Source organism: Neptunitalea chrysea (genome assembly GCF_027924145.1).
Taxonomy (GTDB): domain Bacteria; phylum Bacteroidota; class Bacteroidia; order Flavobacteriales; family Flavobacteriaceae; genus Neptunitalea; species Neptunitalea chrysea.
Window position 1 is genome coordinate 1 of sequence record NZ_BRVP01000039.1, and the last position, 15,596, is coordinate 15,596.

The 15,596-nt window shown below is 33.1% G+C and carries 7 protein-coding genes; 1 reads left to right on the forward strand and 6 read right to left on the reverse strand.

What is annotated here, in order from left to right; all coding sequences use genetic code 11:
• Positions 1–700 precede the first annotated feature (700 nt).
• From NBRC110019_RS16305 to NBRC110019_RS16330, 6 genes are all read right to left on the reverse strand, one after another.
• On the reverse strand, positions 701–2,917 hold the full coding sequence (locus NBRC110019_RS16305) for a glycoside hydrolase family 3 C-terminal domain-containing protein (protein ID WP_281756540.1): 2,217 nt from the start codon (positions 2,915–2,917) through the stop codon (positions 701–703).
• A 137-nt stretch (positions 2,918–3,054) separates the two neighbouring features.
• On the reverse strand, positions 3,055–4,476 hold the full coding sequence (locus NBRC110019_RS16310; RefSeq protein WP_281756541.1) for a glycoside hydrolase family 30 protein: 1,422 nt from the start codon (positions 4,474–4,476) through the stop codon (positions 3,055–3,057).
• Between the two features lie 63 nt (positions 4,477–4,539).
• Positions 4,540–6,270: a SusE domain-containing protein gene (locus NBRC110019_RS16315; RefSeq protein ID WP_281756542.1), complete on the reverse strand. Its 1,731-nt coding sequence runs from the start codon at positions 6,268–6,270 to the stop codon at positions 4,540–4,542.
• A 26-nt stretch (positions 6,271–6,296) separates the two neighbouring features.
• Entirely contained in the window at positions 6,297–7,751 is a 1,455-nt protein-coding gene (locus tag NBRC110019_RS16320) for a glycoside hydrolase family 30 protein (RefSeq protein WP_281756543.1), read from the reverse strand.
• A 13-nt stretch (positions 7,752–7,764) separates the two neighbouring features.
• Positions 7,765–9,216: a RagB/SusD family nutrient uptake outer membrane protein gene (locus tag NBRC110019_RS16325; protein ID WP_281756544.1), complete on the reverse strand. Its 1,452-nt coding sequence runs from the start codon at positions 9,214–9,216 to the stop codon at positions 7,765–7,767.
• 49 nt (positions 9,217–9,265) lie between these two features.
• The gene (locus tag NBRC110019_RS16330; RefSeq protein WP_281756545.1) at positions 9,266–12,196 is read right to left on the reverse strand and encodes a SusC/RagA family TonB-linked outer membrane protein; all 2,931 of its coding nucleotides are present in this window, start codon (positions 12,194–12,196) and stop codon (positions 9,266–9,268) included.
• Positions 12,197–12,524: 328 nt separating this feature from the next.
• On the opposite strand from NBRC110019_RS16330, the gene NBRC110019_RS16335 reads away from it, so the two are divergent.
• A complete protein-coding gene (locus tag NBRC110019_RS16335) occupies positions 12,525–15,434 on the forward strand; it encodes a helix-turn-helix and ligand-binding sensor domain-containing protein (RefSeq protein WP_281756546.1) in 2,910 nt (969 codons plus the stop codon).
• The last annotated feature ends 162 nt before the right edge of the window (positions 15,435–15,596 follow it).

Consider the following 15,596-nt stretch of genomic DNA (forward strand, 5'->3'; position numbering starts at 1 on the left):
GTACAAAATAGCTATTAATATAAAATCATTAATCCTCAAATTGCCTAATCAAGACCATTATATAGAAGCTTTTAAAAAACTCAAAAGAGGTAATTCTAAAGGATTGGGGCTAGCTCCCCACAAACCTATTTTACTCATCTCTCTAATATAACTGATACAATCAGGTGTAATCACTTCTCATAAAATATACATCACACCTACATTGATAGCTACGTTTAAGAATAATTGGAAACATTTAGTTGATACCGACATTTTTCCTTCCTTTCTTTCATATGCGGACTAAACCTTTTTGGAAGCTACAATCATTTACAGGTTTTGATGAATACATTACACAATCTAAAAGTATTACAGGAAAGTGTAGCCTCTACAGAAATATATCTACCACTTTTTATAGCACAAACAACTTTAAAAAAACCATGTAATCGTATGATTTACATAGTTTTAAATTTTTAAAAGTATTTAAAAGGTAAATAAAATCATCTATTTTAACACCAATATAGACATCTATTGCAAACTCCAAAAACATTTATAAAGAAATATAAAGCTGGTATTGCACCTATATATCTTAGAATTATTTAGAGAGGGAAAAAAGCCGAATACGGTATCTCTAGAAAAGTTGATCCTTAGTTTTGTAACTCTAAAAGTGAAAAGGTCAATAGCAACAAACGTTTTATAGCAATACTTCTTTTCAGAGAAATGCTTACTTCGTTAGTTTAAAAGAAAATGTTTGCTTAATATCTTCAGATGAAGTTCCTATATATAGTGTAAACTTACCAGATTCAGCAATCCACTCATGTTTTACATCATCAAAGTAACTTAATGCCTCCTTAGTTAAAGTAAAACTTACTACTTTAGTTTTCCCTGCTTTCAAAAATACCTTTTCAAACCCTTTTAATTCTTTCATAGGTCTTACTAAAGTAGATTTTACATCTTGGACATACAATTGTACTACTTCTGCTCCATCCCTACTCCCTGTATTGGTTATAGGTATATTTAGCGTAATAGAACCATCAACATTCATTACATTACTATCAGCTGTTATTTTACCATAATTAAAAGTTGTATAACTTAATCCGTGACCAAAAGGAAACAATGCTTTTATTTTCTCTTTATCGTTATAACGGTATCCTACAAATATATCCTCTTTATAATGTACCTCTCCTTCTAACCCAAATTCGCCAATAGCCTCGGCAGAATTATCCTCTATTGTTACTGGGAAAGTAAAACTTAATTTACCAGACGGATTCACATCTCCCATAAGTACTGATGCTAATGCATTACCCGTTTCGCTTCCTAAATACCATCCTTGCACTATAGCAGGTACTTTTTTCACAAAAGGCATAGCTACCGCATTACCAGAGATATTTATAAACACTAATTTTTTATTAACCTTAGCTAACTCTGTAATAATATTATTCTGGTTATAAGGCAAGTCTAGTGTTAACCGATCTGATCCTTCACAATCTTGATGTTTACTTTTGTTTAAACCTCCAATAAATATAACCACATCTGCTTTCTTAGCCACTTCAATGGCTTCCTTTAGTAACTCTTCTGCGGTTCTATTATCATGTAAATCTTGTCCAGACTTAACTCCATTATAATCACTTTCGGCATCTCCTACATACCCTCTTGCATACACTACTTCTACAGCATCTCCTACTCTATTTTTAATTCCTTCAAGTGGAGATATTTCATATTTTACTTTTAATGAAGAACTCCCCCCTCCAACAGTCATCATTTTAATAGCGTTCTCTCCTATAACAGCAATTCTTGTGTTAGACTTTAAACTGATGGGTAATAAATCATTATCATTTTTCAATAAAACAATACCTCCTTCTGCTATTTCCCTACTAGCTTTAGCATGCTTATCAGTTCCAAATGATCCGTATGGTTTATTACGGTTCATGGCAGTTCTAAAAGACAATCTAAGAATATTTCTAACCTTTTCATCCAATTCTTTAGTACCTACTTTCCCTTCTTTAATCATTTTATAATAAGGTGCTGCAAGGTAATAAGCATCGTATGCATTGGTTTTCCCCATAGTTAAACCATCTGTCCAAGTGCCATATTCAAGATCTAGTCCATTAAAAATAGCCTGTTCTGTTTGATGAACTCCACCCCAATCGGAAATTACAACTCCATCGAAGTCCCATTCATCACGTAAAATATCTTTTAACAAGTATTCATTATGACAACATTGTTGGCCTTTATATTTACCATACGCTCCCATAATAGCCCAAGCTTCACCTTCTTGTACAGCCGCTTTAAAAGCCGGTAGGTAAATTTCATATAAAGCACGGTCACTAACCACTACATTAACACCATGTCTGTCTGTTTCCTGATTATTTAAAGCGTAATGTTTCACACAGGCAGCCACACCATTTTGCTGTACTCCTTTAACATAAGGCACCACCATTTGTGATGCTAAATAAGGATCCTCCCCCATATATTCAAAGTTTCTACCATTTAAAGGTGAACGATATAGATTTACTCCTGGCCCTAACAATACAGTTTTATTTCTGTAACGTGCTTCTTCACCAATTGATCTTCCATATAATAACGCCAAATTCTTATCCCAAGAAGATGATAAACAACTTAATGCCGGAAATGCAATGCAGCTATCATTTGTCCAACCTGCCTGATCCCATTCATCCCACAATACTTCCGGTCGTATTCCGTGCGGACCATCCGTCATCCAAAGTTCCGGAATTCCTAATCTTGACACTCCGGGTGAACTGAATTTAGATTGCGCATGAATCATCGCTATTTTTTCCTCTAAGATCATACGAGCTAATGCATCCTCTACACGTGCTTCAATAAGTTGAGTGTCATCTAAATAAACGGGAATTAAGTTTTGAGCTTGTGCAAATAATGCCCAAGTACTTAGTACTAATATTTTTAAAAGATTTTTTTTCATTCTATAAACTACTAATGGTATTATTTTTTACTAATTTTAAAAGTAAATGTCCTTATGAAACGAACTTATATCTACTTCTGACTTTTGATAATAAGTTAATATAGCTCCTAATAAATTGTATATCTAGCCGTTCTTAATTAATAAACATAGGTAACTACAGCTTTAGCAGGAATTGTTACTGGAATTTCTATTTGGTTCAACAATAGCGTGAACACTTGTTCTTTCTCTAAACTGTTTTGAGCAATTAGAATAATTTTACCATCAGGAGTTTTAAATGCTACATTTGGTATATCTTTCGGTACATTTGAAAATATACGTACAGAACCAGCAGGTATAAACTTAGATGCTTGCGCTATGATATAATAAGCAGGGTTGCGTATAACCAAATCATTACTAATTGTGACAGCTCCTAAACAACGGTCGCAACCTCCATTGGTATGCGGATTTTGTTGTAGATCTGATGCTAAATTCCATTCTAATACCGTTTTACACCAATTACGAGTTGCTCCTATAATTAGATTTTCAGTATGCCATTGCATTTCTCTTGCAAAATCTCCCGGTGCACCTACCCATTGCTCTGTAAAATATAAATTTTTGTCAGGATGTAATTTATGAACATAGGATAATGCACTTATATCGCCTCCGTATAGGTGGAAGGCACTACCATCTATATATTTTGATGCTTCTGGATCATTTAAAATGGTCATAGGATAATCTGGTCTATCAGCATTATGATCATAAATCACAATTTTTGTTTTAATTTTTTCCAATTCAAAAGCTGGTCCCAAATAATCTCTTACAAAAACCTTCTGTGCTTCAGGTAACATTAACATACTCGGATTATTACCAGGGTGTAAAGGCTCATTTTGCACCGTTACAGCATTTATAATTATACCTTCAGCTTCCATTGCTTTTATATATTTTACAAAATACGCTGCATAACTAGAATAAAACTCAGGCTTAAGACTTCCTCCAATGGTATTATTGTTAGTTTTCATCCATTTAGGAGGAGACCATGGGGAACCCAAAATTTTTAAACCAGGAGCCTTTTGGGTTATTTCTTTAAGCATAGGTATAAGATATAAAGTATCATATGCTAAAGAAAAATGTTCCAACTCCGAATCAGTTTCACCATCTTCTAAATCGTCATATGAGAACGGAAACTCATCTAAATCAGATGATCCAATACTAATTCTCAGATAACTTACTCCTATGGCTTCATTAGTAGTTCCAAACAGTTCATTAATAAGCTTTTGTCTGACATTAGGTGTCATTTTACTTAATAACATAGCACTACCGCCAGTTAAAGTATACCCAAAACCATCTATAGTTTGGTACTGTTGAGTGCTATCTACATTAATTACAGAAATAATCGAATCTGACGTTTCAGATGTAATTTCACTTTCCTTTAAAAGCTCTTCTTTAGTAAAGGTAGTAACATAAGCCTTTATTCTACGGGGAGATGTATGTTCTTGTCCAGTCTTATTTTCACAAGAAACGAATAAACTTATAGCGGCTACTATGAGTATAGTGAATATATTGTTAACTAGGATTTTCATAAAATATTTAAATAACTAGGCGACAAGAACAAATAATTGTCGCCTAGTATTAATAGTTTCTTTTTATTGAGCAATAAATTCATAAGTACCGGTACTGTACGTATCATCTATCGTAATATTAACATTATAAGACCCGGCAGTTGTAATATTATTGAAATCAGATCCACCGTTATTAGTCATTGTACCACTTAGTGCTGAAGGGTCATCTGCACCAAACTGATTATCCCAAGGTGAATTGAATTTCATACTATATCCGGTTTCTAATGTTTGTGTAGTAGTAAACATTAGTGGATGCTGATAGGTCATTAAAAACTCATCTCGAGAATCCCAATCTTGCCAATGGAATAATTTAATATTGTAATACTTCCAAGTAACAGTAGCAGTATTAAAATTAACCGTTAAAGTATAAGCTTGATCATGATTTATAGTAATATCTTGTGAACCTTCTCCAAAACTAAATGTCCCATTAACAGAATCGGCATCCGGACTGGTTGTACTACCTATAACATCTGCAAATACATAAGAAGCACCTGTACCGTCCATACTACTATTTAACTCATATGTTTCACTTTGTTGTAATGGTAAATAGGTGGTTGAAGTAAAAATTCCATTATCTAAAGTAAACTCACCTACAACACTACCGCCTGATAATAAATATAATTGATTAGGAATAGTAGAAGGTGGATTAATTGTTGCATCTTGCTCTAATGAATAGGTATAAGGTGTGTCTGAAAGATCTAATGTTACTATATAACTACCTGAAGTAGCTAATGGAATATCTTCTATAGAAATGCCTGCATCACTAGATTGTGACTCCATATACACGTTATCTTGTGTTCCTTGTATACGTTTCATTAGATATGCCCAATCTCCATTAGCACGAAAGACAAACCCACCGGAACCATCAGAAATTAAACCTAAGGTAGTTTGCCATATTCCTCCACCTATATATTGAAGTGGTTCATCACCACCCCATCCATTCGATATTACAGAACCAACTACACTCCATTTTTCAATTTTTAGTAATGAGTAGGTATTATCATTAAGATTGACTGTTATTCTATATTCAGCAGATTCATCTACGGTAATTCCTTCCCCGTTTTTCACTACTTCTCCATTAGTCACACCATAAACAAATGCAGGGAATCCCTGATTACTGTACAAATAAAAAGTACTTCCTGTTTCTAAATGTGTATAAGCTTCAAATATATTAGTATTAGAAACATTACTATCTGTTAAATTTCTCATTGGTATAGCTTGCGTCACATCAGTACCTATCTCAGTTGCTGCTCCAGCAATAAATAAAGTAGATGGTGTATATTCAGTTTCAAAACGTGTTAAAGAAATTGCATTGGTTGCATATGTATAAGTATCCTGACAAGTAGCCATAACAGTCCACTCTACATTAGCAATCTCCCCAGCAACATATCCTGCATACGATAAGGCTAAGTCAACGTCTGAAACTGTTATATTCGCCGTAGTAGACTTTCCTGAATTATCTGAAATAAAAGATACTATAGGGGTATCATAATCTGTACTACCTAAGGTATCTAACATGATCGTATAACGAATTTGAAAATTTGATGAAGCTACAGCTGCTTCCCATTCAAAATAGATACGTTCATTAGGATCTAATTCGTTTAATACCATGTTATATCCATCTTCCGGAGATATAATAACGGAAGCTGAAAGATCCCAGTTCCCTACGGGATCCATATTCTCATCTTCCTCACAAGATGTAATCATAAAACTTGCTAAAAACGCTATAACTAAACTGTATATTATTTTTTTCATTGATTTCATTAATATCATTTTTTAAGTTAATCCCAGATTATTGTAGCAACACTCTCCTGAGGAATAGTATAATCAAATCGATTATCACCCACGATTACAGAAAATGTTTTGGTTGAAGGTGACTCATTTAGCACAACTAATATTTTGCCTCCATCAGGGTTTTCAAAAGCTACATTAGACAATCCTGTACTACTATCAAATGTGGTAGATGAGATACGATAAGCACTTGGTTCTACAAATTTTGAAAAATGAGCTATTGCATAATATTCTTCGTTATAATTAACCGAACCCGAAGAACTAACAGTAACTACCCCACGGCAATCTGTACATCCATTATTGGTGGGTCCATAACTATCATTTAACGCTAAATTCCAGAACAGCACATTTTTAGAATAGTTTCTAATAGAACCAATTAAAATGTTACGTACATACCAGTTTAAATTGCTAGTAAAATCTGTACTCCATTCGCCTCCTGAGATTTCTGTAAAATATACTCCCTTATCTGGATAAGCATTATACACCTGACTCATAACATATACATCACCAGCATAGGCATGAAAAGCACTACCCGATACATACTGATTCGCATCCGTATCTTCTAGCACGGTTAATGGATATGATGGAACATCAAAATTGTGATCATATGCTATAATTTTAGCAGTAATACCATTATTTATAAATGTTGGTCCTAAGGCCGTTTTAATAAAATTAGCTTGGTCTACCGCTTCCATTTTCATGGTTGGATAATTTGATTCATGTAATGGCTCATTCTGCGGTGTAATGGCATCTATAGTTATTCCATTACTAGCATAGGCTTCTATATATTCTTTAAAATAATTTGCATATACTTGATAATACTGCGTTTGTAGCTCTCCACCATATAAACTCTGATTTGTTTTCATCCAAGCTGGCGCAGACCAAGGTGATCCTAATATTTTAACTTCAGAATTATAATTTAAAATATCTTGCAGCACTGGAATTACATTTACCTGATCGGGAGCTATAGAAAAGTTATCTAAATTGGTGTCAGTCTGACCTGAAGGCATATCATCATAAGTATAATCAGATAACGAAAAATCAGATGCGCCAATGGTTAATCTTAAATAGCTAATCCCAATTCCATTTTCACTATCAAATAACTCTTGCAATAGAGCCATCTTTTGTGTACTACTCATGTGATTAATAACATATGCTGAAGAACCTGTAAGCGCTGCACCAAAACCTTCAATCTCTTGATACTTCTCAGATGCATCTACAGTAATAGATAAGTAATCAGTAGTTGTATTATCAATTATATCAATATCCTGCTGTGGGGCTATTAATCTACTTTTGTCTCCGCTAGTAACCCATACTTGTGCTGTACCAACCACATTACCATTGGTGCTTAATGATGGCGGTGGATAGTACGGTTTTCCGTCATCCGAACAACCTGAAAATAAAATAGTTATCAACAATAAACTTATATAAAATATCTTATTCATTTATGTTTGTCTTTTAGTAACCTGGATTTTGTTCAAGGTTTGGGTTACGGTTTATTTCGTTTTGAGGAATTGGTAATAACAAGTCATTTTCATCTATATTATAATTTACCAATTGATTTGTTCTAAGGTCTACATCAATTACATTATTCATGGTTTCAATTGCTACCCCATAGCGAATAAGATCATCCCAACGGTTAGACTCCATAGCAAGTTCTAGTCTTCTTTCTTTTAGAATGGCCATTCGCATACTTGCTTGTGATGCCATATCATCCGATGTTAAATCAGGTAAATCAACCCTAGTTCTAATAACATTTACCACAGTAGCAGCCTCATTTATTTGTCCTAACTCATTCAAAGCTTCTGCCTTAAGCAACATAATATCTGCTAAACGGAAAATATATTGATCATCAGTACTAGCCCATGAACCTGCATTTCTCCATTTGTATGCAAAAGGGACACTACTATTCGGTGTATTACCCCAATATTCATCAACCCAACTTACGTTTTCAAAAAGTATAGAAGCATTTTTACGTATATAATCTCCTTCTGCATCAAAAGCAGCAACCAAATCTTGAGACGGTGTTGTAAATTTTCTCCAAGTATCACCACTAAGCGATGGTGGTAAATGCATTTGAGGAGCCCAAGTTCCTTCGTTACCACCCAAATATTGAACCTCCATTATAGATTCTTCGTTATTATAGTGATTACCATCATAAAGTTCATCATAACTATCTAATAACACATAACCCGCCGAACTATTAATTACAGCATTAGCATGAGACAAAACAGCACTATAATCAGGTACTGGTTGTTGTGCATACACCTTGGTTAACAACGCATTAACAGCACCTTTTGTTGCGCGGGCTTTGTTAACACTGGCATCAGAACCATACGTATCAGGTAAATAATTAGCTGCTTCATTTAAATCGTTAATAATTTGCGCATATACTTCTTCAACCGTACTACGAGGTTTTCTTGTTTCCGATGGATCGGTACTGCTAATAAAAGCTGTATATAAAGGCACTCCCCCAAAATATTTTACCAATGTATAATAATGATAAGCTCTAAGAAACAAGGCTTCTCCAACAATTTGATCTTTACGCTCATCTGTAATACCTTCCTCCACTAAAGGCGCTTTTTCCATTACCAAATTAGCTTTAGAAATAGCGTTATAAATAGAAGACCAAGCACTCATAATTCTACTATTAGTAGTATTTACATCTATATTATCAAACTCAAATATCTCTGTATTATCACCTCCGGCATAGTTATTATCAGAACGAACATCCTGAAAAATGACATGATCCCACGCATAGTATTGAGAAGATTGAAAAGATTCATATACTCCGGTTAAAGCCGCTTCTATTTGAGAAGCAGTATTATAAGCGTTATCTGCTGTCTCTTGTGAAATAGGTTTCAGATCTAATTGATCGTTACAAGACATACTTAAAGCTAAACAAGCCAAAAGTGTGTATTTATATATTTTTCTATAATGGATCATTGCTTATTTTTTTTTAAAATGTTAAATTTAATCCCATGATAATATTGCGAGTTTGTGGGTAAGTACCATAATCAACTCCCTGTACTGTATTGCTACCACCAAAAGCATTAACCTCAGGGTCAAAACCTGAATAGTCCGTAATGGTTAGTAAATTCTCTCCTGTCACATAGAATTTAAGATTGGATATCCCTATAAAATCTAGCGCTTTCTTTGGTAATGTATAACCTAAGGTTACCGCCTTAAATCTTAAATAAGAACCATCTTCCACAAACCGGGTAGATAGACGGGAATTATCCGTATTACCCTCCGAAACTCTTGGTATATCTGTAATATCACCCGGATTCTTCCAACGATTTAACACTGTTGCTAATTGGTTTTTAGAATCGGTCATTCCTTCCATATTTACACGGGTTGCATTAAAAATATCATTTCCTTGGGAGCCTTGTAAAAAGATATTTAAGCTAAAGTTCTTATAGCTTAAATTATTTCCGATACTATAAGTAAAATCCGGATTTGGATCTCCTATTATTCTTCGGTCGTCTGCAGTTGGGCTAAAAGTGGATTCTCCATTCTGATCTATATAGTAAGCATTCCCACTCTGTGGGTCAACTCCACCCCAAATATATCCGTAAAATATTCCTAAAGGCTCCCCTTCTCTTACCAAACTAACCTCTCCACGACTAGATACGCTACCATTAAACAACTCTTGTCCAACAATATCCATTACTTCGTTTCTATTGATCGTTAGGTTAAATGAAGAAGACCAACTAAAGTTTTCCTTACTAAAATTTAACGTGTTTAACTGAATTTCAATCCCTTTGTTTTGAACCTTCCCCACATTTTGTATGGCACTAGAAAAACCTGTAGCAGTTGGCAATGGAGCATCTAATAATAAATCGTTATTGTTTTTTACATAGGCATCAACAGAGAATTTAATTTTATTATCAAATAAATTAAGATCAATACCTATATTTAATTGTTCCGATTCTTCCCATTTCAAATCGTTGTTTTCAATGGTAGCAGGATACGTTCCTGGCATGGTAACACCGCCAATAGGATAATTACCACCACTACCAACTGTTGCCAAATATTGGTAGGTATTAATGTTGTCATTACCAACTATACCCCAACCAGCTCTAAGTTTTAATTCTGTAATACTTTCAATACTACTCATGAAAGATTCTTGAGAAATTCTCCATCCTGCAGAAAATGAAGGGAAATATCCCCAACGGTTATTAGGACCGAAATTACTAGAACCATCCGCTCTAAAATTAGCAGTAAACAAATATTTATTCTGAAAATCATACGCTAGCCTACTGATAAATGAAGAATTCGCTTTTTCACTTTTACCTGCAGTAGCGGTAATAATTTCAGAACCCGCTCCGGGCGTTGTAATTTCTGCACTAGCAAAATTGCGAGTTTCTATATTACTATATTCCCAGCGATTCTTTTGAAACACTGTACCAACAAGCGCTTCCAGTTTATGATCGCCTAAGGTTTTCTTATAGGTTAACGTATTATCCCAAATAAAATAGTTATTTACATTGGTATTATATCTCGAAATACCATTAGTAGCTCTACCATAACTAGTTTTAAATGGGTCTAAGAAATAGTCATAACGATCTGAATTATAATCTATCCCAAAATTTGATTTCAATTTAAGGTTTTCAATAAATTCAATCTCCGCATAAATATTCCCTAATATTCGTTGATTTTTATATCCGCGTTGAGACCCGTCGGTACTAGACACAGGGTTTTCCCAATCTTGAAAAGGATTACTTGTAAAAGTACCATCTTCATTGTATATACTGATATTAGGAGGTGTGGCCAAAACACCTAATAGTACACCACCCGAATTTACAGCAGCATTGTCTGTAACATCAACATCATGGTAATGTGTATAATTAATATTCGTTCCTACCTTAAGCCATTTATTTACTTCTTTAGATAAGTTTGTTTTAAAATTATAGCGTTCCATTTCTGAACTTCTAACAGCACCTTCCTGACTTATATAACCTCCAGAAATATAATATTGTGTTCCATTATTTTTACCAGAAAGAGACAACTGATAATTCTGTGATAAAGCATTTCTAAAAATTACATCTTGCCAATCTGTATTATAAGGATAATTGCTCCAATCGGTAGATTTTCCCATTTCAGTCATTAAATCTCTATACTGTTCAGAGTTTAACACCTTTAAAGTTTTCCAAACCTGTGCTACCCCAATATATGAGTCTAATTGAATAATTGCTTTCTCTGACGAACCTTTTTTGGTAGTAATTAATACTACACCATTAGCTCCTTGAGCACCATATATAGCAGCTGAAGAAGCGTCTTTTAATATGGTAATATTTTCAATATCATTTGGATTTAAAGAACGTGTATCTGTGGTGGGCACACCATCTATAACGTATAAAGGATTACTGCTTGCTCCTATAGAACTAGTACCCCGTACACGTATGTCAAAACCAGCACTAGGTTTACCTGAACTTTTTACTACAGTAACCCCAGCAGCTTGTCCTTGAATTAACGATCCTAAATCTGAACTAGGCCTTCCTTTAAAAGATTCAGCATCAACAACACCTACAGCTCCAGTAATATCTCCTTTTTTCTGAGTACCATACCCTACTACAATAACTTCATCTAGAGCTTGAGAATCTTCTTTCATTTGAAGATCTATCTTAGTTCTATTTCCTACAACTATATATTGTGTAGTAAAGCCAATATAGGAGAAAATAAGGGTATCGGTGGGTGAAACTAAAATTTCATACATACCATCAAAACTGGTTGCCACACCAGTATTTGTTCCCTTTACTATTACATTAACACCCGGAATCGGGGTATTTGTAACATCTATAACCATACCGGTTACAGTTTTTTGCGCCCAGATAAATCCTCCGAAACACAAGAAAAATACCATCATTAATAATTTATTAATATTCATATAGTTATATTTTGTTAAAAAAACATCTCAGATATCATTAATTTAAAACATGAAACGTTTTATGATTTTGATTTCTGCAATGCAAATTATTGTTTTATCTATGTTAAAATGGATTTATAGGTACACTTCAATTACGCCAACGTTGTAACCTAGTACGTTTTTTTTACTTCAATAACACTTAAAACATTATATTTCAATAATTTAATGTTTTGTGAAAAATGTTTATGAAATGCATTGAAGTAAAAAAAACGTAGTATATTAGAATTCCAAATACTGAGATATTCACAAAATTAAGTTTTATAAATATGATTATATCGATAATTGAGTGATGAAATTGATAATTTTAAATATTAGATTCTTTCTTTTTCTCCTTCTTTTTGGTTCATATATAAATTGTGGAGCACAAGAAAATCTTATCGATAGACTATTAAAACAGCCTAATGTAAAACACTTTTCAAGAAAAGATTTTAATTCGGATGCACAATTTTGGTCAGCCACCGAGGATGATTTCGGAAATATCTACTTTGGTAATAATGATGGTATTTTAATTTATGACGGTACAAGATGGAATCGGGTTAACCTACCTAATTATTCATCTGTCCGTAGTTTGGTTAAAAGTATTGATGGTAAAATTTATGCGGGTGGATATAATGAACTCGGTATTGTAGAAACAGATGCTTATGGAAAATATAGTTTCCTAAGTTTAAAAGATTCCTTAAAAATTGAAGATTTTAATTTTGAAAACGTTTGGCAATCTAACGCAATAGGTGAATACTTAATTTTTAGAACTTTTAAAAAACTCTTTGTGCTACATAAAAATAAATTAACCCAAATACCCGCAAGTAATATTTTTCTAAAAGGCTTTGTTACCAATAATACTTATTATGTTTTAGATTCAAACGAAGGTATTTTTGAACTTAACCTTACAACAGGAAATCTTATAAAGCACTTAGATACAACACAATACAACAACACTTCTATTATTAATATTCGTAAGCCTAAAAATAGTAATGTTTTAGAATTGATTACTGAAAACGGAACGCTAATTACCTATAATCTATCTACAAAAAGTACCATTAACACTACCCTGTTATTTGATAAACCCGTTTCAAAAATTATATCCTACACGCAATTAAATGATAAAAATTATCTGTTAGGTACTTTAAGAGATGGTGCTTTTAAAGTTTCTTTTAGCAAAACGACTACTTCACTAACCCCTATTTACAATATACAAGATAAAACTGTACTCAATTTTTATAAAACCTCTGATAATAATGTTTGGGTTTTATTAGATAACGGATTAGATTTAATAGATTATAATAACCCTAGAACCTTATTATGCGATGAAGGTTCTGTATATGATCTTTTACAAAAGGATGATTACTTTTATATAGCCACTAATCAAGGAATATATTATGCTCATATTGCATCAGGTAATACCATTACACCTGAATCTTTTAAGTTAATTAATGGATTAGAAGGACAAGCATGGAGTTTACAAACCTTCGAGAATACGGTACTGGCAGGACATGACAAGGGTTTATTTAAGATTACTAATGAAACAGCAGAAGAAATAGGTAATTTGAATAGCTTCTGGAAAGTAATCCCTATTAAAGAAAAACAACATACCTATATAGCTTGTAACTACAGCGGACTCTACTTACTAGAATATAAAAATGAGAAGTGGACTTTTGGAGATAAAATTAAGGGCTTTGATGAATCTACCCGAGATATACTCGAGGCAGATAACCCGTATACCTTTTGGATTTGCCATGGCTATATGGGTGTTTACCGGGTTACCCTCAATGAATCATTGGATCGTGCTATTGCTATAGAGCATTTTACAGATCAGAATGGATTTAAATCTCCGTTTAACATTAATGTATACCGCTGGCAAAAAGAAATTGTTTTTACTACGAATAATGGTATCTTTTCATACAACCGACCAACAAATACGTTTAAACCATTTGATAAACTAAATAACATTGTAGATACCACTTTAAATACCAGAAAAATACTAGAACAAGGTAATAAGACATGGATTGTACAAGATGATGAACTAGGTTACTTTTATACAAACAATGATAATAGAACCATTCATAAAGATATATTCCTAGAAACCAAAGGGACCTTTAACAGGGGAATGGAATGTATATTACCTATTAATGAAAATTATATCCTTACCGGTACGCATACAGGTTTATATCTATACGAGGTTAAAAAGAATGCCTCTTTAGATATTCCTATTAAAATTACTTCTATAGCATATGCTACCAAAAATGAAACTGCCAATCTTCCTTTGGTAAATGATTCCATTGTTGAGTTACCTAATAACACTAGTTCTATTCATTTTAAATTTTCTTCACCGAAAATGCCCAATGGAACCCCTAATTTCTATAGTTACAGATTAAAAAATAGAGACGACTTGTGGTCGGGCTGGCAATCGATGCCTTTTAAAGAATATTCGTTATTACCTCCAGGGGCATACACTTTTATGGTAAAAGCTAGAAACACATTAGGAATAGAAACGCAACCAAGTACCTATACTTTTTATGTATTACCTAAATGGTACCAGACAAAACTAGCCATGTTTCTTTATGTTATGCTTAGTTTACTACTAATATATGTTACTATTAAACTTGTAGAACGTAAAATTAAAAGGGAAAACCAAAAAACACGAGATCAAGAGCAAAAAACTAATAAATTGTTGCAATTAGAGCTGAAACAACTTAAACTAGAAAAAGAACAAAGACAAATACAAGAAGATAAAGAGCATCTAGAACAGGATGTAATTAAAAAGAGCAAAGAACTTGCTAATTATACTATGTTATTAGTTAATAAAAAGAATTTCTTTACCGAGTTACAAACTGAACTTAAAGAATTAAGATCTTACTTAAAAACAAAAACATCTAATAATAAGCTCACAGAGATTTTTCACAAATTACACCAACATCGTATAGACGAAGAATACTTAAAGGTTTTTGAAGATAATTTTGAAACTATACACAAAGACTTCTTTAAAAATTTAAAAGATGCTTCTCCCGATCTTTCTACAAGAGAAACACGATTAGCAGCCTTTATTAAAATGGGACTTACCAATAAAGAAATAGCTCCCCTGCTTAACATATCTATTAGAGGAGTAGAAACAGCACGCTATAGATTGCGTAAAAAATTAGATTTAACAACAGAAGATCGTTTATCTATATTTTTAGAAAGCTTATCTCCTACAGATTTGTAAGTATTTTAATTTCATTCATAACCTATTGAATGAAAATCGAAACAAGAAATACATGCATTACAAAGAGAAAAAAGAACCTCTTAGAAAACTACTTTCGGGGCAAGCCTATGAAGTAGTTAGTAAGTATGGCATTTAAATCATATAATAACTAAGATGTTATAT